At 40.1% G+C, this 18,188-nt stretch carries 20 protein-coding genes; 12 read left to right on the top strand and 8 right to left on the bottom strand.

Annotated features, from left to right (window positions below; genetic code table 11):
• Window positions 1-13: 13 nt before the first annotated feature.
• The 3 genes from EYM_RS07475 (at window position 14) to EYM_RS07465 (ending at window position 2,236) form a co-directional block, all read left to right on the top strand.
• A complete protein-coding gene (locus EYM_RS07475; RefSeq protein WP_075050496.1) occupies window positions 14-367 on the top strand; it encodes a DUF7980 family protein in 354 nt (117 codons plus the stop codon).
• 351 nt (window positions 368-718) lie between these two features.
• Complete coding sequence (locus EYM_RS07470) at window positions 719-1,849, top strand: M17 family metallopeptidase (protein ID WP_157058805.1); 1,131 nt, start codon at window positions 719-721, stop codon at window positions 1,847-1,849.
• Window positions 1,850-1,873: 24 nt separating this feature from the next.
• Entirely contained in the window at window positions 1,874-2,236 is a 363-nt protein-coding gene (locus EYM_RS07465; RefSeq protein WP_075050494.1) for a hypothetical protein, read from the top strand.
• Here the strand turns inward: EYM_RS07465 and EYM_RS07460 are convergent.
• The 3 genes from EYM_RS07460 to EYM_RS07450 are packed head-to-tail and all read right to left on the bottom strand — an operon-like array spanning window position 2,233 to window position 4,114.
• The gene (locus tag EYM_RS07460; RefSeq protein WP_075050493.1) at window positions 2,233-2,550 is read right to left on the bottom strand and encodes a hypothetical protein; all 318 of its coding nucleotides are present in this window, start codon (window positions 2,548-2,550) and stop codon (window positions 2,233-2,235) included. The two genes, EYM_RS07465 and EYM_RS07460, sit on opposite strands and share 4 nt — an antisense overlap.
• Before the next feature lie 30 nt (window positions 2,551-2,580).
• Entirely contained in the window at window positions 2,581-3,495 is a 915-nt protein-coding gene (locus tag EYM_RS07455; protein ID WP_075050492.1) for a P-loop NTPase, read from the bottom strand.
• A gap of 7 nt (window positions 3,496-3,502) precedes the next feature.
• A complete protein-coding gene (locus EYM_RS07450; protein WP_075050491.1) occupies window positions 3,503-4,114 on the bottom strand; it encodes a hypothetical protein in 612 nt (203 codons plus the stop codon).
• 79 nt (window positions 4,115-4,193) lie between these two features.
• Here EYM_RS07450 and EYM_RS07445 point away from each other — a divergent pair, with 79 nt between their 5' ends.
• Genes EYM_RS07445 through EYM_RS07430 form a run of 4 tightly spaced genes read left to right on the top strand, consistent with a single transcriptional unit; the run spans window position 4,194 to window position 6,595 of the window.
• On the top strand, window positions 4,194-4,742 hold the full coding sequence (locus tag EYM_RS07445) for a hypothetical protein (protein WP_075050490.1): 549 nt from the start codon (window positions 4,194-4,196) through the stop codon (window positions 4,740-4,742).
• A gap of 6 nt (window positions 4,743-4,748) precedes the next feature.
• On the top strand, window positions 4,749-5,486 hold the full coding sequence (locus EYM_RS07440; RefSeq protein ID WP_075050489.1) for a hypothetical protein: 738 nt from the start codon (window positions 4,749-4,751) through the stop codon (window positions 5,484-5,486).
• The gene (locus EYM_RS07435; RefSeq protein WP_075050488.1) at window positions 5,483-5,926 is read left to right on the top strand and encodes a hypothetical protein; all 444 of its coding nucleotides are present in this window, start codon (window positions 5,483-5,485) and stop codon (window positions 5,924-5,926) included. Before EYM_RS07440 ends, EYM_RS07435 begins: the two co-directional genes overlap by 4 nt.
• A 6-nt stretch (window positions 5,927-5,932) precedes the next feature.
• The gene (locus EYM_RS07430) at window positions 5,933-6,595 is read left to right on the top strand and encodes a hypothetical protein (protein ID WP_075050487.1); all 663 of its coding nucleotides are present in this window, start codon (window positions 5,933-5,935) and stop codon (window positions 6,593-6,595) included.
• On the opposite strand, the gene EYM_RS07425 is transcribed toward EYM_RS07430, so the two are convergent.
• From EYM_RS07425 to EYM_RS07415, 3 genes are read right to left on the bottom strand one after another with little or no spacing between them, the layout of a single operon-like run.
• Window positions 6,592-7,626: a methionine synthase gene (locus EYM_RS07425; RefSeq protein ID WP_075050486.1), complete on the bottom strand. Its 1,035-nt coding sequence runs from the start codon at window positions 7,624-7,626 to the stop codon at window positions 6,592-6,594. The genes EYM_RS07430 and EYM_RS07425 overlap by 4 nt on opposite strands.
• Window position 7,627: 1 nt before the next feature.
• Window positions 7,628-8,635 carry a hypothetical protein gene (locus EYM_RS07420; RefSeq protein ID WP_075050485.1) on the bottom strand — a complete coding sequence of 336 codons (1,008 nt, stop codon included), beginning with the start codon at window positions 8,633-8,635 and terminating at the stop codon, window positions 7,628-7,630.
• A 27-nt stretch (window positions 8,636-8,662) separates the two neighbouring features.
• Window positions 8,663-9,277: a class I SAM-dependent methyltransferase gene (locus EYM_RS07415; RefSeq protein WP_075050484.1), complete on the bottom strand. Its 615-nt coding sequence runs from the start codon at window positions 9,275-9,277 to the stop codon at window positions 8,663-8,665.
• Window positions 9,278-9,555: 278 nt separating this feature from the next.
• On the opposite strand from EYM_RS07415, the gene EYM_RS07410 reads away from it, so the two are divergent.
• Window positions 9,556-10,710 (top strand): ATP-binding protein, encoded by a 1,155-nt coding sequence (locus EYM_RS07410; RefSeq protein WP_075050483.1) that lies wholly within the window; start codon window positions 9,556-9,558, stop codon window positions 10,708-10,710.
• 325 nt (window positions 10,711-11,035) lie between these two features.
• Here the strand turns inward: EYM_RS07410 and EYM_RS07405 are convergent, their stop codons facing one another.
• Window positions 11,036-11,863, bottom strand: a complete 828-nt coding sequence (locus EYM_RS07405; RefSeq protein ID WP_075050482.1) for a putative RNA uridine N3 methyltransferase — start codon at window positions 11,861-11,863, stop codon at window positions 11,036-11,038.
• A gap of 280 nt (window positions 11,864-12,143) precedes the next feature.
• Here EYM_RS07405 and asd point away from each other — a divergent pair, with 280 nt between their 5' ends.
• The 3 genes from asd (at window position 12,144) to pth2 (ending at window position 14,600) form a co-directional block, all read left to right on the top strand.
• Window positions 12,144-13,196, top strand: a complete 1,053-nt coding sequence (gene asd, locus EYM_RS07400; RefSeq protein WP_075050481.1) for an aspartate-semialdehyde dehydrogenase — start codon at window positions 12,144-12,146, stop codon at window positions 13,194-13,196.
• 74 nt (window positions 13,197-13,270) lie between these two features.
• Window positions 13,271-14,281, top strand: coding sequence for a hypothetical protein (locus EYM_RS07395; protein ID WP_075050480.1), 1,011 nt, complete (start codon window positions 13,271-13,273; stop codon window positions 14,279-14,281).
• The gene (gene pth2, locus EYM_RS07390) at window positions 14,241-14,600 is read left to right on the top strand and encodes a peptidyl-tRNA hydrolase Pth2 (RefSeq protein ID WP_075050479.1); all 360 of its coding nucleotides are present in this window, start codon (window positions 14,241-14,243) and stop codon (window positions 14,598-14,600) included. The genes EYM_RS07395 and pth2 overlap by 41 nt, the downstream gene beginning before the upstream one ends.
• A gap of 11 nt (window positions 14,601-14,611) precedes the next feature.
• On the opposite strand, the gene EYM_RS07385 is transcribed toward pth2, so the two are convergent.
• On the bottom strand, window positions 14,612-16,582 hold the full coding sequence (locus EYM_RS07385; protein WP_075050478.1) for a phosphoadenosine phosphosulfate reductase domain-containing protein: 1,971 nt from the start codon (window positions 16,580-16,582) through the stop codon (window positions 14,612-14,614).
• 63 nt (window positions 16,583-16,645) lie between these two features.
• On the opposite strand from EYM_RS07385, the gene EYM_RS07380 reads away from it, so the two are divergent.
• A complete protein-coding gene (locus EYM_RS07380; protein WP_075050477.1) occupies window positions 16,646-18,181 on the top strand; it encodes a hypothetical protein in 1,536 nt (511 codons plus the stop codon).
• Window positions 18,182-18,188: the final 7 nt, after the last annotated feature.

The raw sequence follows: 18,188 nt of genomic DNA, 5'->3' as shown, positions 1-18,188 counted from the left end.
GGAGTTTAGGTAGATGATGAAGAGCTCCGGAAGGACTTCGGGAGGACGAAAACGCCCGGCGCAACTGATCCGCATATCCATAGGAATTATTGGATGGTTGTTATCGCCATTAACTCCATGGAACGACGCATTCGTTAACGTCCCATTATCTCTTGCAATATCAAAGATACTTCAAGTATGTTGCATGATAGACACGAAAATCGGCTACTGGATAGGTTATTCGTTTACTAACGTTCTTGGCCTTATTCTAATGGTATTAGCAGGTAGAGGTTTTACGGAAAGTAAAATAGATCTAAAGTCGATAGTCCAATCAATACTAATTGCGCTCATTATGTATATATTTCTAATTCTGCTTGGAATAGTCTAAGGAATTAGTTTGAGCTCAGCGTAACTCTGATACATCACTTCTTCAGTCTTGCCGTGGTCTCCTCATCGCATATGAAAACAGTAATTTCCCCTTCACGTAAAGGGTATACACGGTGAGTAAAAAATTCCTCTAGAAATCAAATGCACGACTTCGGATCCCTCTTCCATACCCGGTATTAAGGTAAACATAATTGAAGATAGAAACGAGTTCCAGAATACCCTTCCGCAGCTGGTCTTACCAGAGGACGTCGAGTCAATAGAACCGGTCCTTTACAAGGAAGGCACTGAATTAAAACTACTGGTCTTAGGAAAGAAGAATGACATAGAGACCGGCTATAAGATAGGCAGATCCTTGAAAAGCTTCAGGGTTTCGGTAGTTGATTTGCGAGATGTGGATGATCCCTACCCCATCATCACGGGTACTGCACTAACTTCATGGCAGTTCGATAAGTATAAATCCAATAAAAAGGAACGAAGAATATATTTCGTCGTAGATAACTGCGAGAGAGGTGAAGTTAAGAGAGCATTGCTTCATTCAGAAGCACAGATGTTCGCAAGAGAACTAGCATCGGAACCTCCTAACCAACTCAACCCTTCAACCTTTCCTAAATTAGTAATGGATCAAGCGAAGGGTTTACCTATAGACGTTACGGTGTTAGATCAAGATGATCTCAAAAAAGAGGGGTTAGAGTTACTACTAGCAGTAGGCAAGGGCTCCGACATACCACCGAAGTTACTGATACTTCACTATGATGGAGAAGGAAGAAGGGTAGGGCTGGTAGGAAAGGGAGTTACCTTCGATTCTGGAGGTTACAACCTGAAGCCCGCGAACTATATGAAGAATATGCATGCTGATATGTCAGGCGCTGCTGTCGCTGCGGCAGCAACTATCTGGGCAGCCAAACTAGGCTTGAAAGTGAAGCTAACTACCATCGTTCCCTTAGCTGAAAACCTCGTTTCTGGTAGGGCATATAAGATGGAAGACGTGATAAGGAGCTATTCTGGAAAATACGTACATATAGGCAATACTGACGCTGAAGGAAGACTTATACTGGCTGATGCCCTAACTTACATCAAGAAATTCTCTCCTCAAGTCACTTTTACCCTGGCAACGTTAACTGGCGCGCAAATAATCGCTCTAGGTTACGATATTGCAGCATTATACTCAACCTCCGACGACTACGCTAAACTAATTGAAGAGGCATCTAAGTACACAGGCGAACTCGTCTGGAGAATGCCTCTCTACGAAAAATATAGGAGCGACTTAGATCATCCAGTTGCTGATATGACCAACATTTCATCTAAGAGACAAGCTGGAAGTATCATAGGTGCGTTATTCTTGAAAGAGTTTGCTCCAGACCCATGGGTCTACCTCGATATAGCGGGACCAGCCATGGCCCACGAAGCTAACGTAAGGTGGGCCTCGCCCTATCCGACGGGTTGGGGTACACGACTTATGCTAAAGTCGTTTGAATCAATATAAATTTACAGAAGGGGTTTGGTGGAAATGCCTTTAGAAGTAAAGAAGTACAATAGTCTAAAAGAACTTCTATCTGATATGGAGAACTCAGTTAATATAAGTAAAGAGAACCTTCAGAGAGTTCTAAATATCATAGAAGAGGAATGGACTGGAGAAGGCGAGGGTTCCGCTAGTTATCCTGGTATAACCATATTGGTCGATCCGAATAAGGAAATGGTAATTAAGCAGACCCTGAGGGTTCTCACATATACGATGAAGTCCCTAAGTACACTACGGTCCTCAATAGCTATATTTAGATCAATCTTTTCGGAACCAGAATTAGAATCCGAAATAGAAGTTGAAGCGATATGGGATGGATTGAGACCTAGGGTTGCTATAATAAGACTTTAAAATTCTTTCTTTCTCAGTGAAGCGATTACAAGTATGCTATCGGACACTAAACTCATACTAATAAATCCTTTCTCTGTATTAACAAGTACGTCTAACTTCCTTTTCTCCATAGGTTCGTCTCTCAGTTCTGCTTCCGAAATGGCTTTTAAGTCATGAATCACACTAGCTACCATAGGCTCTATTTTACGTAGGACCTCAATAGAGACTGATTCCTTGTCAAGCAATTCTAGATTACCTTCAGTAATTTCGAACACGGCGTACCATTCTATTTCATATCCGGGGACCTTTCGTATCTCTTCCTTCCACTGATTCACGCTAATCACCTACCTATAATATTTCTAAGATTAGAGTACTTTCAAGTGTAATGCAACGCATCCAGCTGGGTTCTCTCTACGCGCTATCTTCATAGCAGCATCTCGAAGTACTTTTAGAGCGTCAGACTCCGTGGGCTTATAGTTTATACTTGCTGGGGGAGCTGCCCCAGATACTTTTACGTCGTAAAGCTTACCGTCGAATGGAACGAAGGCTACGTACTTAGCAGCGAACTTCTTACATAGCTCGGGTGCTCTCGCAACAGCCGCGCTATATTCGTGATGAACTGGTCTTATCATGTTTACGAATACGATGAATATCGGGAGAGTTGGGTAGAACATCTCTACGTATCTTGCCGCGTACTCCGCAGTTGTTGGGACAGCATCTATGACTATATTTAGCCAATGGGTGGCGCTAGCTGCAATTTTATGGAAGGGAGCTGGAGCTGGGCCGCTTGGTACGGGATAATCATTAAAGACGATGTCAGTGGTACTAGCTAAGTAATTCGAGAGATTAATTGCTCTTTCCTTTATCTCATCGTACTTTTCTTCCAATTCAGTTGCTAACCTCTTCATTAAGCCCTTGGTTAACGCCTCTTTATCGGAAGCAGGCACAACTTTGAATCGAATTAATTTACCGGAGGTCGTAGTGAAATCGACGTTTCTGAGTACCTCGTCAGGCTCTGCTTCACCTAAGAGGAGTTCTAAGAGGCCAGGACCTTCGTTTACTCCAATTAACCTGCTCGTGAGCCTAGGAGACCACAGATCCCAGTCAACTAGTGCAACTGACATATCCTTGAGTGTAATTAATGATGCTACTTCAACAGTTATGCTAGTTTTTCCAACTCCTCCTTTAGGACTCATAGTTCCGAAGACGTTATCCTTCTCTACCCCTACAATGACAGTATCTTCTCTCTTTTTCTTCTTCTTACCGAAGAATAGTATCATTTCTACATCACCCCGTAGTTATTTTGATCTCATACATATCGCCTAACCTTGCCTTGAGAGCTTTTTCTAATCGTTGTACCAGTTTCTTCGGAACCCTCTTACTGATTACAATATTTAACTCTCTGTTTACTACTTTTACCTCACCTTTGAGACCCATTTCCTCAATCATGTTCTCAACTATCCTAACGACTTCGTCCACTACTTCATTTATTGGGATAACAGTTTCGCTCACGTTAGCTTCCACAAGTTCCTTGTCTGGAATGAACAGTTCAATACCCGGAATTAGTTGAACTAGCCTCTTCACATCTTCCGGAAGGGTCTCCACGTCAAGCCCCGCGCTTTCAACCATTCTTTCGATTCCTTCCTCGATGATTCGGACACGTGGTAAGACGAGAAGCGACATTAATGAATCCTTCAAATCTCGTTCAGAGGGTATTTTGGGTTCACCGGAAATTATCCTTTTATTCTCTATGTGTAAAATATAGCGTTCCCACGTTAAGTCCTTCTTAAGTACTAAGAGTATTGCAATTCCCCGTTCCACGTTTTTAATTGCATTCATTATATCGGTCGTAGTTGAAATCTTTCTCACGCCCTTTGTTTCCTTTCCTTCACCTTCCAAAACTGTTATACCCCTAAGCTAACTGTATGACTAAGTTTATTTTTATTTCAATAAAATCATGATGGGGAAGAATGCACCTATGAGTTCTCAAGTTCCTTACGGTCTTTCAAGTGGGAGCTTGAAGTGTATACGTAATGCGATTGAAAATATGTTGCCTTCAGTATGTACTCAAATAACTATTCTTAATAGTAAGAAAGGGAACTCTGGCATATTAATTATGTGTAATGGAGAAATTATCAAAGCCACAATAAATGGCAACGAAGTTGAATATTCCAAGTTCTTTGAAAAAATAGGCGATGATAAGGATATAGTCACGGTCTTGTTCTCAGCGCCTCCACCGGAAGTTTCAAGCTTGAGTGAAATGACCGCCGACTCTCTAATTACATTTGACACGGAATCTCACTACATTTCCTCTGCTGGTATTGTGGCTTTAGGAAAAGCAGTACTAGGTCTGCTTTATCGTCTCGAGGCTTTGGGCATTGAAATAACGGATTTCAGTCTACAAGTGAAAAAGAAGATCGCGTTTTTGAGAATAGAGAGTAATGAAGATGTGCCTTGGAGTCGTATTGAGGAAATCGCATTAGAATACCTCTCTCCATTAGGTGTAAAAAGGGTTGTCCCAGGGTAGGAAGCCATGAGTAACGTCTGTTGGAGTTGTGGCACGTTCTATAAGAAATTCAATACGCTCTTCGAAGCACTACAAGAAATTAGGAGTGCTGGATTAAGCGGGAGACTCAATGTAAAATGGCCACCGCTAGATATTCTCATTACAGATGGTGTAGCGATAGCATTCAAAGGTGACTTGGCGGCGTTTTCAATTCCAAGTAAAATAGAAATAACGTTCATAAAGATGAGTTCGGAGGAACTATTCATAGAGATGATGGACCCAGACTACATAAAACTAGAATCGCCCGAATCTCTCTTAACACTAGTTAAAGAAATAAGAGTAAGAGAAGCGCTCGTTTTGAACGGCACGGTAATACCGGTAGTTCAATTATTCGAACCTTCGTCCGTTTCAGTAGATACGGATAATTGGGGAAGTATGTTACTCGATGTTCCTGATCCACCTTCGGAACTTAGAGAACTCCTAGGATCGGAAGAAGATGTAGCGTATAATATAGTCTCAGTAAACGATAGATGGATATTGGATGTAGTGAAATGTAATAAAACGATAATAGGTGCCTCTCTAACTATGCCAGAACAAGTGGGTGCGATCTACGGTGTGGATGCCTTCCAATACCCCCTTGGAAGCTCAGGTAAGTGGATAGTAACATTTTCTAAACCAACTTACTGTGCACCAATCAATTTCGTAATTGATGAGAACCTTATCAATAAGGCACGAGAAGTAGTTACGGGGGTCATTAAGATATGATAATAGTTGCACACGGTCCAGAAGAGTTTATCGAGAAAAGTAAGAAAGTCATCGAGGAAATGGCTAAAGAACTAGATGAAATAGGCAGACTAACCTCTAAAATAATGGTTCATGGGAGAAAGGAATTACTCAAATACAAGTTACTTGGATATAAGGTCAAACCGAAAGAAGAAAAGATCTTAAACGAAAAGCCTCGAATAGTACTACATGAGTCCTCAATAGTCCTATTAAATGATATAGAGAACTTTAATTCACAGTACTTCAAGGCACTCCGAGATGAATTGGAAGAGTTAATGGCTTTCGTTGAAACACGCAAGGATCAATTCCAGAACCATCTCTTTATATTGATTTTAAAAGATTCATCAGTTGTATCATTATTTATTTTATCACCTAACGCGCCAAACTTCGATAAAATAATAGAAGACCTCAAGGAGGTGTGAAATTAGATGCCATTCATAAGTTCTGGAAAGACCATAGGGTTCAAGAGAGTTTCGCCTCAAGAGTACAGCTTACTCGATTTAATTGAAGAACTGAGTTCGGAGAATTTCGTAGGAAGGATTTCAGTTGATGGAGTTCTTGACGGAAGTCCTATTACAATATACGTTGAAATACTAAGAAACGTCATAATAGGATTAGAGGTAATCTATAAGGGAAGAACGCTACGCGGTTCGGAAGCTGTCGATATTTTTCAAAGGGCCTTGGTCTCTGTAGAAGGCGTAGCTGAGATAATTCAACTAGATGAGGAGAAAATAGAGGTTGATTTACGAGATAACCCTGAAGCAAGGGTCTCAATGCCGATCCCTTCAAGGAAGTCGTTAACTTTCAAACCATCATACGTTCACTTCGCAGCTAAGAAGTCTATAGAGAAGATTACTGATTTCCTTTATATGACTACGAGAGATACTTGTATTTACATAGAAGGTTTATTGAGCGGTGATGCTTGCAACATAGTACTAAAGGGAGACATATGTCCGGATCTAACTAGAGTCCAAATGGGATTTGGCAAGAACGAAATAGAGGTTACTTCATTAACTGAGCTATCAGATAGATTGAAAAAGTTGAAAGACAAGTGTCAGCTACTCGAGATATATGGGAGCAAAATAGCTTAACTTTCGTCGTACCCGAGTTCCTTTCTAACCTCCTTTGTAGCTTCTACCATCACCTTCATTTTCTTGAAGGCTATGTCCCTATCACCCAGTATTTTTAAACCGCAATCGGGTTTGACGTAGACCTTCTCTGGTGGCATAATTTCAAGTACTCTATAAATTGCGTTCTTTATGAAATCCTTAGTTTCGACCTTTTTCGAGTGAATGTCTATTACTCCGTACCCGAGCTCTTTTCCGCTAGATGCGTAATCATATTCCTTTATTGCCTCAAGTAATTTGAAGTTGTTATTTACGAATTCTAAATCGAATTGATCAACAGGATAATCTAGAATATCTGGGAATAACTTCTCTACTCTTCCATGGCATATATGTACTATTTTCTTAGCATCCTCCATTCCGCTAAAGACTATGGAAAGCGCTTCCTTTGCTATTTCAATATCGTCTTTGTAGGGATGGGTTGATAAGGCCGGTTCGTCAACTTGAAGGAATCTAGCTCCGGCTTCGTAGAGAATTTTCAGCTCTTTCTGTAGAGCTTTAGCCAAATCAATTATTAGTTCCCTTTTGTCGCCATAGTAATTATCGAAGGCCCAGTCAGCCATGGTATACGGCCCGGTTATTATAGCCTTTACGGGTCTCCCTTGAGAGAATTCGGTTGCATATTTCCAATCGGTTAAGGTCATAGGTCCTTTCCAAGCAATTTTACCAACTACTATGGGTTTCCTATAATGTACATTATCGAATATTCTAACCCAATCTTCAGGATTGTTTCCGACCACGAATCCCTCAAGACGCTCTGCAAAGTAAACTTCCATATCTTCCCTTCTTTGCTCACCATCAGAGATTATGTCTATTCCTGCTTCAATCTGGTCTTCAACTGCCTTTCTTATCGCTTCCTTAATGAGTTGTTCGAATTCTTCCTCACTTATTTCGCCTTTCTCATATAATTTTAACGCTTTCTTAGCTTCGGGAAACTTTGGATAGCTTCCGACAACAGTGGTCGGTAGTACTTTGGGTATTTTATATGCGTTACTCACGTTACTCCACCTCCTCAAGAATACGTCTTCTTAGATTAATGACTATCTCGCTAAGTCTCCTCAGTTTCTTTCGAATATGCGAATAGGGTAGCAGATCAAGTCGATAGTTATGAGAGATATGTAGTTCCTTAACCTTTATTTCATCCATTAATCCTATTACTTTACCTACGGTTTCTTCGACTGGTTCAAGTCTTACATTTAATGCATCCCCGATACCGAGATCTAGGACATCGAAAGGATATCCGTATTCGGATACTGTTTCCTTCATATCTTCATAATTCCAACTTACAGCATCGAAACCTATCCCGCTAACCTCCAGATCTTCTATTAGATGGTAAATGTCCGTTGCTGGTTTGAAATAGGTCTTAACTATTATCTTCTTCTCGTCAGTCAACGCTGATAATTCATTAATGAAATGAATCGCAAGGCCCTTTAACTCGTCGTTAACCTCTGGATCAACTAATGCTGGTTCATCCACTTGAATATAGTCCACGAAGTCCTTAACCATCTCAAGCTCCGTTGCGAGCGCTAAGGTTATATCTCTTAAAAGAGATTTAATGTTCGGATAGTACTTGTTTTCGACATGCAACGCAAAAGTCAATGGACCTGGAACTACTACTTTAGAAGATCTTCCATTTAGCTCTTTTAATAACTTCTGTTCGTGATATAGGACTGGATAAGTCGGTCTTATTTCTCCATTGACTATTGCCCTTTTGTAATAGAAGTTGAGCTCGTAAAACCTGTAATATCCACCAACTTCAGGTAGCTCCATTCCATCCCATGCTTTGGCAAACGGTCTGAATAGATCATCCCAAAACAAGTTGCCAGAGGTTAGAATGTCTATGTTCTCTTCCATTTGTTCAAATATAACTGAGCTCGTTTGGAGTTCCCAATTCCGCATAAGGGCCTTGTAATCTATCTTTCCGGCTTGATAAGCATCAATGCTCTTACGCCATTCTGGAGGCCTCGGATAGCCTCCTGAGTGAGAGGTTAGAATCTTCGTTTTCAATCCCAATCTCCCATTACTCTAGGGCGGTTATTCCTTTCTTAATCTGCTCGCTTTTCCTATTATTAGACAAAATGACTTCGGATCCTCCCAAACTTCTATTCTCAATCCGACTTTCTCGAAAACGTCCTTGGATATCAAACCTTTCGAACCAATCATTTTCAATAATATCGAACTCCAACAAAGCTTCTTTCCTACTTCCCCGAAGACGTATGTATCGCTTACACGGGCTATCTCGCTAAGGGTCCTTAGCTTCTCATCATATGTTAAATGATGCATCATAGTATAGGTTAGAACTCCATCAAATGAGTTAGATCTGAAGGGTAAGTGGGTAGCTGTGCCATATACCAAATCAAATGGTTTTTGTCGATGGCGAGTTTTTGCTATTTTAAGAAAATCTAAGGTTAAGTCCAAACCAACTACTACTTTCCCTTCTTCCACAACTTCAAACGTCCTTCCAGTTCCACATCCCAAGTCTACTATTCTTTTCCAATAAGGAGGTAGAAGTTCTAGTGCCTTTCGATACAGGCCTGCCTTAATGAATGCCTTAGCGACAACGTCGTCATGTAATGGGTAGATCGCTCTTAATATTCTAGTTATTAGCTTAGGTTTAGCAACCCCTTCTTTATTCATTGAAACGTCCAACCCCTTGAACCCCTCCTCGCGAAATTATTTTCGATCCTTCTTCCTGCAGGTTTGGACAACTTATAATACTTGTACAAATATCCTAACAGTTTTTCGTACGAATACTTCAGTCGTACTGCAATATTGTTGTATCCAAATTCCTGCAGGAATGAATAGTCCAAATTATCCAAAGATTACGCTTACCTCGTTTTTACATTTAGACACCTATTTGTTATACGGGGACTATCGAATTCTACGAATTGATACGTCGGTTTGAGCCTGCACCCCTAGATGGAGAAATGTTAAGATTTTACGTAAAGAGATATGAACCAGACGACTTATTCGAGAAATTGGTTTTCGAAAGAATTATTAAGGAAAAAGGGAACGGAAGAGTATTCGTTGTAGGAAGTTATGGCTTAGGCAAATCAACCTTCTTGAACTATTGGAGAAGAGAGTTAGATTTACCATATCCGAAATCACCACTTGAAGCATCTGTAAAGAAGAACATACCAATCGTTGTAAAGACCACATATGATGAGAATCTACAGAAGTTCTTATATAACATGCTCAAAGGCTTGGAAAGGGGTTTCAAGAAACCAGGCTGGATATACTTTGTAGGAGTTAACCAAGAATATGAGAAGGTATTCAAATATCTTTCACAAGTCGTCGAGAACGTCCTCACGAGATTCGAGAGATTTGGAAAGGTTGATCTAGATACGTTGAAATCTGCGCTAAGCTTCGTTATAGATAATACTTCAATACCATTAATCTTTATGATTGATGGATTTGCTTTCTCGGACTCATTCGAACAGTTAGCTTTTTGGTTTGATCAACTCCTCCAAGGCCAAAACAAAGCTACTTTCATAATAACAATTCTCCCGGACCATTTACAAAACTTTAGAATGAAGTATCCCCATGTGGTAAGTAAGTTTATAGAAATTCGTATACCCGGATACAATTTCCAAGAAGTAAAACACGTATTCCTAAAGAGATTAGAGGGATATTCCAAGCCTGATAACAAATTTTATCCATTTAGAGAAGAATGGATTGAAGAAATATGGAGTCATTTCCCTATCCTAAGAGACACGATTAAAGTTGCACAAAGAGCACTAACATATGCAGCCAAAGAAGGCGAAATGACGAAGAAACACATTGAGTTAGCAATTAGAGAGGCCGAAAGGGCTATGGAAACTACAATATTGTTTGAATTAGACGAGTTGGATAGAATGATCTTGAAAGCTTTGGCTATTCTCGGTGAGGCCGGGCCTAGCGACGTCACTAAATGGTTAAAGGAACAAGGCTACGAGGTTGCGAAAAGCACGATACACTATAGGTTAAAGGAGCCTCTCTTAAAGAAGGGACTCGTAGAAAGGGTTTCCAATACGAAATCTAAGAGGAGAAGTAAATACAGGGTCGCGGATAGACGTTTAATAGAATTGCTCAAATACCTTTGAATTATTCGAAAGATATTGACTTTGGACAAGTCTTGGACAAGACTTGAACATCACTTAGATTTCTTTCGTATTCATTGTCGTACAGTACGTTGTATAACATTTCACAGGTTGAAAGTTGTATTCAGAAATATTACACGAGTTAACATTTCATTATAGTGATTCGATAAAGTAAATTATACAAAACTCTTATGTAATAGTTAAGCCGGTAAACGAGTTCTGGGAGAAAAGTATCGTATGGGTTTGTCTAAATCGGTATCCAATATTTTATACAAAGATCATCCAAAGGTTGTCCAAAACTTGTCCAAAGTTAGTCCAACATCGTTCTCTATAATCCGTACTCAAGAGAAGAATAGAGAGCTAGCGTACTCCAAATCGCTTCTTCGAGTCTAATTGACTTAACTCCTTGGCAAGGGAACGTGTTTACGAGAACGTCAAACACATTTCCATCAACTTTTTCTAATAAACCTTCCGAGGGTGAACCGAAGATTATAATTACCTTAGAGTCTGGTCTTATGATTTCTCTCAATCTCCCTGGCCATTCACCGTATCTCGAGGTTCCAATTACCTTGAACTTCTTTTTCCTGTATTCATCGATAAGTTTGTTTAGATCTTTATACACTGTAACCTTATAGCCCCAATACGTGCCATGCCAAATTCCATATTTCCTAGGGAGGACGACCAGCTCATCATTCTCCTTTATTAATACCATAACGGTATTTCCTTTTCTGCATTTATCGTATTGTACTACCACTTCCTTTTCTTCTCCAATGTCTATTATTGCTCTAGATCCCTTTCGACAGTCAACAATTAATCCAACTTTAACGAGCGCTGAGCTTTCCTTATCCCTAAATCCTTCATTTAGACTAGGTATATTTAGTGGTGGTAATATTCCCACATACTTAAGCTCTGGTTTGAGCGGAAAGAGTTTCTTCCTAAGGTATACAGGCTCAGCTAGATATTTCAGAATGGAGATTAGAACATCTAAACCGTTATCTGAAGCCGTATGATATATAGCAACTCTTTCCGATCGCGAAGCTGCAATAGCTCGTGCAATGAATCCAGCTACTAAGGTTTTTTCTCTTAATGAGGGGTATGTCGACAGGGCATCGCTCGGTATTGAGATATGTAATTGCCTGTAAGGACATCTAGGCAATCTTTAGACCTCGTGTAGGCCGTAATAAGAAAGTAAATTAGTTAAAGGGTATAATTATAAATATCGTGTTTACTTCTTAGAACCTTTACCTTTCTTGCTTTGTAATCTCTTCTCTACTTTACTTCTCTCAGACGCACTTTCCATGAACAGACTGGTCCTTTGCCTTCCCCCCATGCTGATCACCGTCCTTCGGTACACGAAACGATATATTAACTATTGTATTTCATTACTTTCAATAAACGTTATTGGTTCCGAGGCTATGCGATCTATGGGGTCTTAGATTATGGATAAGGTAAAAGTCGCCGTTCTAGGATCCACTGGAATGGCCGGTCAATGGTTCGCGAGTCTTCTCGAAAACCATCCATATTTCGAAGTGGTTGCACTAGGCGCTTCTAAGAGATCAGCTGGTAAGAAATATAAAGAGGTAGTAAAGTGGATTATACCAAAACCTTTCCCCGAGAAGTTCAAGGACTATGTCGTTTTCGATGCAAGTAATCCTGATCAACTTACGGAAAAGGTGGATCTCATATTCTCCGCATTACCTAGTGAGGTTGCAGCTGATATAGAGCTAAAGTATCTCAAGAAAGGGATACCAGTCGTTTCGAATGCCTCGCCCTTTAGACTTGAACCTGACGTTCCCCTTATGAACCCTGAGGTCAATAGTGAACATCTAGAACTCTTGAAATATCAAACGCGATGGGGTGCGAAACTCGTTAAAAATCCAAACTGTACCACAGCCGTGTTAACTCTACCTCTAAAGCCTATCTTAGATGAGTTCGGGATAGAGGAAATTAGCGTTGTAACTATGCAAGCGATTAGCGGTGCGGGATTCGCAGGTCTTCCAGCATATTCGATAGTAGACAATATAATACCCTATATTTCCAAAGAAGAATATAAAGTGAAAGTTGAGAGCGTTAAGATTTTAGGGAAACTAGAGAATGGAAAAATCAAGCCATCCAAATTCTCTATAGAGGCTACTACAACTAGAGTACCAGTTTTGGATTCACATACTGAAGTCATCTATATTAAACCCAAGAGGAGCGTCGATGCTAACCTCGTTAAAGACGTTCTCGTGGAATTCAGATCCAGACCGCAAGAGCTTTCGTTACCTACAGCTCCGCCTTCACCTATAATAGTAAGGGAAGAGGAAGATAGACCACAACCTCGATTAGATCGCTATAATGGAAATGGTATGTCAGTGACTGTGGGACGTATAGAGGTTATGGAAAGCGGGAGAATTAGAATGGTCGCGGTCGGCCATAACTTATTGCGTGGAGCATCGGGCGTAAGCCTACTTACTGCCGAGCTAATGCTCAAAGAAGGATATATATGAGTTCAGCGTAGCTCAGCCTCTTCACCTATCAGGCCTTTACGCTTTTCCACATCCCCAATTGAGGTTCGCGAGCCTTGGGAAACCTCAGACCCGGCGAAGCCCTCATTAAAGTGCTTTCCGATAGAGGTATAAATGTTCTAGCCAGTAAATATAATGTAAGGAATAAGCGATTTATTCGAGATCCCTTCCAAGAGACTGCTGTGCATATGCTACTTAAAGGCTCTTCCATTAAACTAGGAGAGGGAATCAAATGCAAAAGGTGGTTCAAGAGATGCGTGGATGAAGAATGCGTCTGGTATGCTCTACGTGGAGGTACAGAAACAAGCGATGCTACTCATCAAGAAAATGGTGAAATTAAGGTTACCCATATTGAACCATTAGTTACCGAGTATCCGAGAGTAGGCATATATATGGGGTTTTTCGACCTCCATACGCCGCGCGAACAGAGGAAACTAAAGATGCAAGTTAAGGAATCGCTCAATGCCGTTAGAACGTTTCTTTGGGACAAACATTTCGTCTTAATAGATTTGCCACTAAACTCGGTCATTGATATTAAAACTAATTTCATTAAATTGCTATCTATAAAAGATATAGAGAACGAAGATGGAGTAATATTACTTGATCCTAACGCGGAAAGAGAACTTAGTATAACGGAGCTGATGTCAGCTAAATACTTCATTTTCGGTGGAATTGTAGATAAGGAAATTCCTAGGAAAGGTCTAACCTCGAAGATTCCTTGTAAAGTATGCATGAGAAGGAAAATAACTCTACGTGGAAGTACGATAGGAGTTCCCCAAATAGTTCACAAATTAGTTTACGCGTTGTTAAGGGCTCGATTCGAGCTTCAAGGAAACATAGAGAAAGCGATAATAGAAGTTATGAGTAGTACTGAGAAAAGGTGGAGAATAGCGAAAGAGATGATAAAAGCATATAGGCAAGGTGAAGATCCATTGAAAACGGCAATTGAAGTAGCTGGATGGTTAAGAGCTACGTGTAAGGACGTAATATATGCTATCAGAATGAGCGGATTAAAGGTGGACGTGAATGAAATTCAAGCAATCTATTGTAGTGAGAACGGATCTTAAAATGGGAAGAGGAAAAATAGCGGCTCAAGTAGCACACGCTTCATGCGAAGCAGTTTTTATCGCATTAGAACGTGCTATATGGCGTGAATGGGTTCATAAATGGAGAATGGAAGGCCAGAAGAAGGTTGTTTTAAAAGCTTCTTCTGAAAGCGAATTATTAGAATTGTATAGTAAAGCTCTTAAGAAAGGTCTACCATGCTCTCTTATTAGAGATGCTGGTCTTACTCAGTTACCACCTAACACCTTGACAGCTATAGCTATAGGTCCAGCACCGGAGGAAATGGTTAACGAGTTGACGTCTCACTTAAAATTACTTTAATGAAACAAAATCTATAAACCTCCTAATTCTGCAGCGTCATCAGTAACGGGTGGCTCACCAACGGGCTTCGAAAAGGTCTTTTTCAATTCTTTCAGTACTTCCTTTCTAAGGGGTTTCGTGCTCCTCCTCCAACCGTCGAACCTATCTAGTAGAACAGCGGAAACTATTCTGTCTGAGAACGGGTCGTACATGGGGCACTCAATTAAGCACAACTTACAACTTATGCACGTTTCAGCGTTAACCTTTGGACGCGTAGTCACTTTGATCGAACCAGTTGGACACCATACTTCACAACTCTTGCATCTCATACATTTGAACCATCTGTATATCAATGCAGAGACTTCTATTGCACCCTCTATGGCATTTTCGCCTTCGATCTCAATTACATTCTCTTTATATGTAACTGAGTAACCCTCTGCATTCAATTTACCATCTCTTTTCTTACCAATAATGCTCTCCTGGTCGGATAAAGAATGGGAAATATTCGAAAGAAATTTCAAGCGAACAAAACCATCGCCAACCTTCTTCTCAATAATTGGTGGATGAAGTCTACCTTTATATTCTATCCAAACATCATATTCGATACCGACTGTTCTCATTAATGACTTTTTCCTTGAAGAAGGCGAAAGCCAACGCCATAAACCATAGGTTATCCATTCTTCTGGTAAGTTTAGCCTGTCTTTCCATATCTTTAACTCTTTTTCCCAACGTTCCATCAACTCTGGGTGTACGCTTCTGGTCGTTTCGAACTCCGCCAATGGACTCGCAGGACACATGAAGCACCCTATTCTTTCAAATCCTTTGAAATAGAGAGGATTTACTAACTCAACCAAGTTATTCTTATATATATAGAACCATACGTCCAATTGCGTCCATTCATGTATCGGTGATATATTTAATATATGAGGGAACCACTTGTTTCTCCATACTCTAGGTGATTTCGACCTTTCAATACTCTCAAACGCTCTCTGACCCACTACGTTTAATGCACCATCAGGCCACTTTTCCTTTGCCAATTTAGCCATTGGAACGAGTTTGGTTACCTTACAACACCATCTGAAATCCCTAGCAGGCGGACCAACCATTTTTACAGCATGCCAAAAATCATCTCCAGCGTCAGCGACTACTATTTCGAGATTATATTTCGATGCGACCTTGCGTACTGTTTCTATAGTTTCGGGTAACTCTATCCCAGTATTATTAAATATTACTGTGGGAGTCACGAACTTTAACGTGAGATGAAGAGAGACTAAGCTATCTTTACCTCCAGAGAACGACACCGTGACTGGTTTCTTTACTTTTTCGATCATTTGATATAGGAACTTTTCTGATTGAGAGGTCATCATTCTTATTCTTAATTCATTCTCCTTAATCCAATCGTGAATATTGGTAGGTATGTCAGGCGCTGGGAACGGTTCCCGACCATACAATTCCTTGGGGAAAGTAGTTACTACTCTAATTCTTCCATTGCTACGACAATACCCTATTCCAATTGGTTCGCCATTGAGTACTAGTGCTACGTGTTCGTCGACTTCACAATTACCACTTATATTGGAACCTTCTTTAGGATAGTCGAGAACCGTTACCTTTCGTATTACTCCCTTCTCAACCATAATCTTCGCTGCTGAGTAACTAGGCCGGAAACGCCATCTTCTCTTGATAATATCCCAATAGAGCTTTCCAACTATAGTTCCGCGACTAAAAATCTCTCTGAAATCGTCTAATCCTGCCCCTTTATTTACAAGAAAAGATCCGCTACCGATTATTTCATTTAGGTACTTTCCAGCACCAAACTCTTCTTCTAGAGTCTTAGCGAGGAGGTCTCGATCACTATCAAAAGAAGGTCTAGCGTCACCGGGGTCCGTCATTGGAAGTTCTACGTAATTACAATCCCAACATGTATCTTTAAATACAGGAACGTTCTTGTCTACGTCCCATACTATGTTCGTTCTGATCCGCCATCTCTTTTTGGTACTTACCAACTTTCGATCACCCCACTGGTCTCCTTAGCTTGATATTTGTTGAACAAGGAGGGTTCGAGTTTAATGGACCTAATATTAGGTATATTAGCAATTTCAGCCGCGTTGTCCGCTCTAACGTACGTTATAGGAACCCTCCTCTATTCGATTCCACTTCCCCTCCCAAGTCTCAAAAGGTGGGCCCCCATACTCATTTCAGATTCTATCACAACTTTCACACTCACTTCATCCTTCTTCCTAATATTATGGTTTCTAGATAAAACTTATGCTCTTATTGGAATGGATAGAGAAAGTTATATCAAAGAAATCTTGGAGATAGATAAGGGTATTGCATCTACTTATATAACTATAGACTATCTTTCAAAGGTAATGAAAACTGTATTTAATAAGTTTCCATTAGGGAAAGTGTTAGAGGCATTATACGTAGCGTATTCGCGTATCGAAGTCTTCAATAATCTGTTTACGAGACCATTCCTAGACATATTTCTTTCGAGCCTCAAGTTAGCTGTTTATAGTTGGACTGCTCTCTATATTTTAGCTAGAATATCGGAACTCTTGCTTCCAGGATTCCTATCCATAGGTATATTGCTCATGAGTATTCCATTTAAAATTACGAAATCTGCTGGTGCTTTCATGTTCTCTTTAGGTGTTGTAACTTACGTAATGACGCCTCTCGTTATACCTATAATGAAATTATTTGTAGCAATGAGTCCAACAATTGCTAACTTCGTTGAAATGATTGCCTCCGGGGTCTTTGAGAGAGGACCTTATAACGTATTCTACCTTCAAGGAACTCTCTTGGATGAACAGGGAAATCACGTTCCATACGCTTTAGTATATTTTTGTGATTTAAAAGGAATATGTGGAATATATCCAACGAATCCAAAAGGCTTCTTTGATACCGCATATACACTAGGTGGTGTTCCTTGGCCTCGTTCTGAAATCAAAGTGGAATTGCTTGGTATTAAGATAGATGTATCTGAAGAAGATTGGAAGAAGATCTATGTTAGCCCTAACACTATTCTCACTAACTCGAAAATAAAAGTGAAGGGATTAATTGTACCCGATCCTGGAATAGCAATTTATTTACCTTGTAGTTTATATTATTATACTTCTCCACCAAAGTTTGAGACCTCTCAAGACGGTTATTTAATAATGAGATTCAAGTTCGTTCCTCTTGAGAACTGTCAAGGCGTTTCAATAGCATTTTCGGGAATATTTGATGAAAAAACTGTCGGCATATATCTTTCATCCAACGTTAAGAATGGTAAATTAGAACATGAATTATGGAATGGCATAGAAGTCTGGAAAGTCACTTTCGATGTAGATAAAGGGAATGAGGTCGATATTATAATAAATGGAAGAAAGAAAGGCTTTACACCACCTAGCCTTTTCGAACTAGGTTACCTCTCAAACAAACTGGGTCTACAACTTCTGAGTAGGGTTTCTAAGCAGAAATTATCTACTGCAGATATACTTTTAGCGCCGTTCTTTTTAGCTTCTATCCCATACATACACTTAACAACTATATCGATAACGATCTATAGTTTAGCTACGCTACTCTCTGGTGGTGTTAAAAGGATCGTTGTAAGAACGTGGTAAGAACGTA

The organism is Ignicoccus islandicus DSM 13165, assembly GCF_001481685.1.
In the GTDB taxonomy this organism is placed as follows: domain Archaea; phylum Thermoproteota; class Thermoprotei_A; order Sulfolobales; family Ignicoccaceae; genus Ignicoccus; species Ignicoccus islandicus.
Note: the sequence above shows the minus strand (reverse complement) of the source record. Positions and strands in the feature narration are given on the sequence as shown.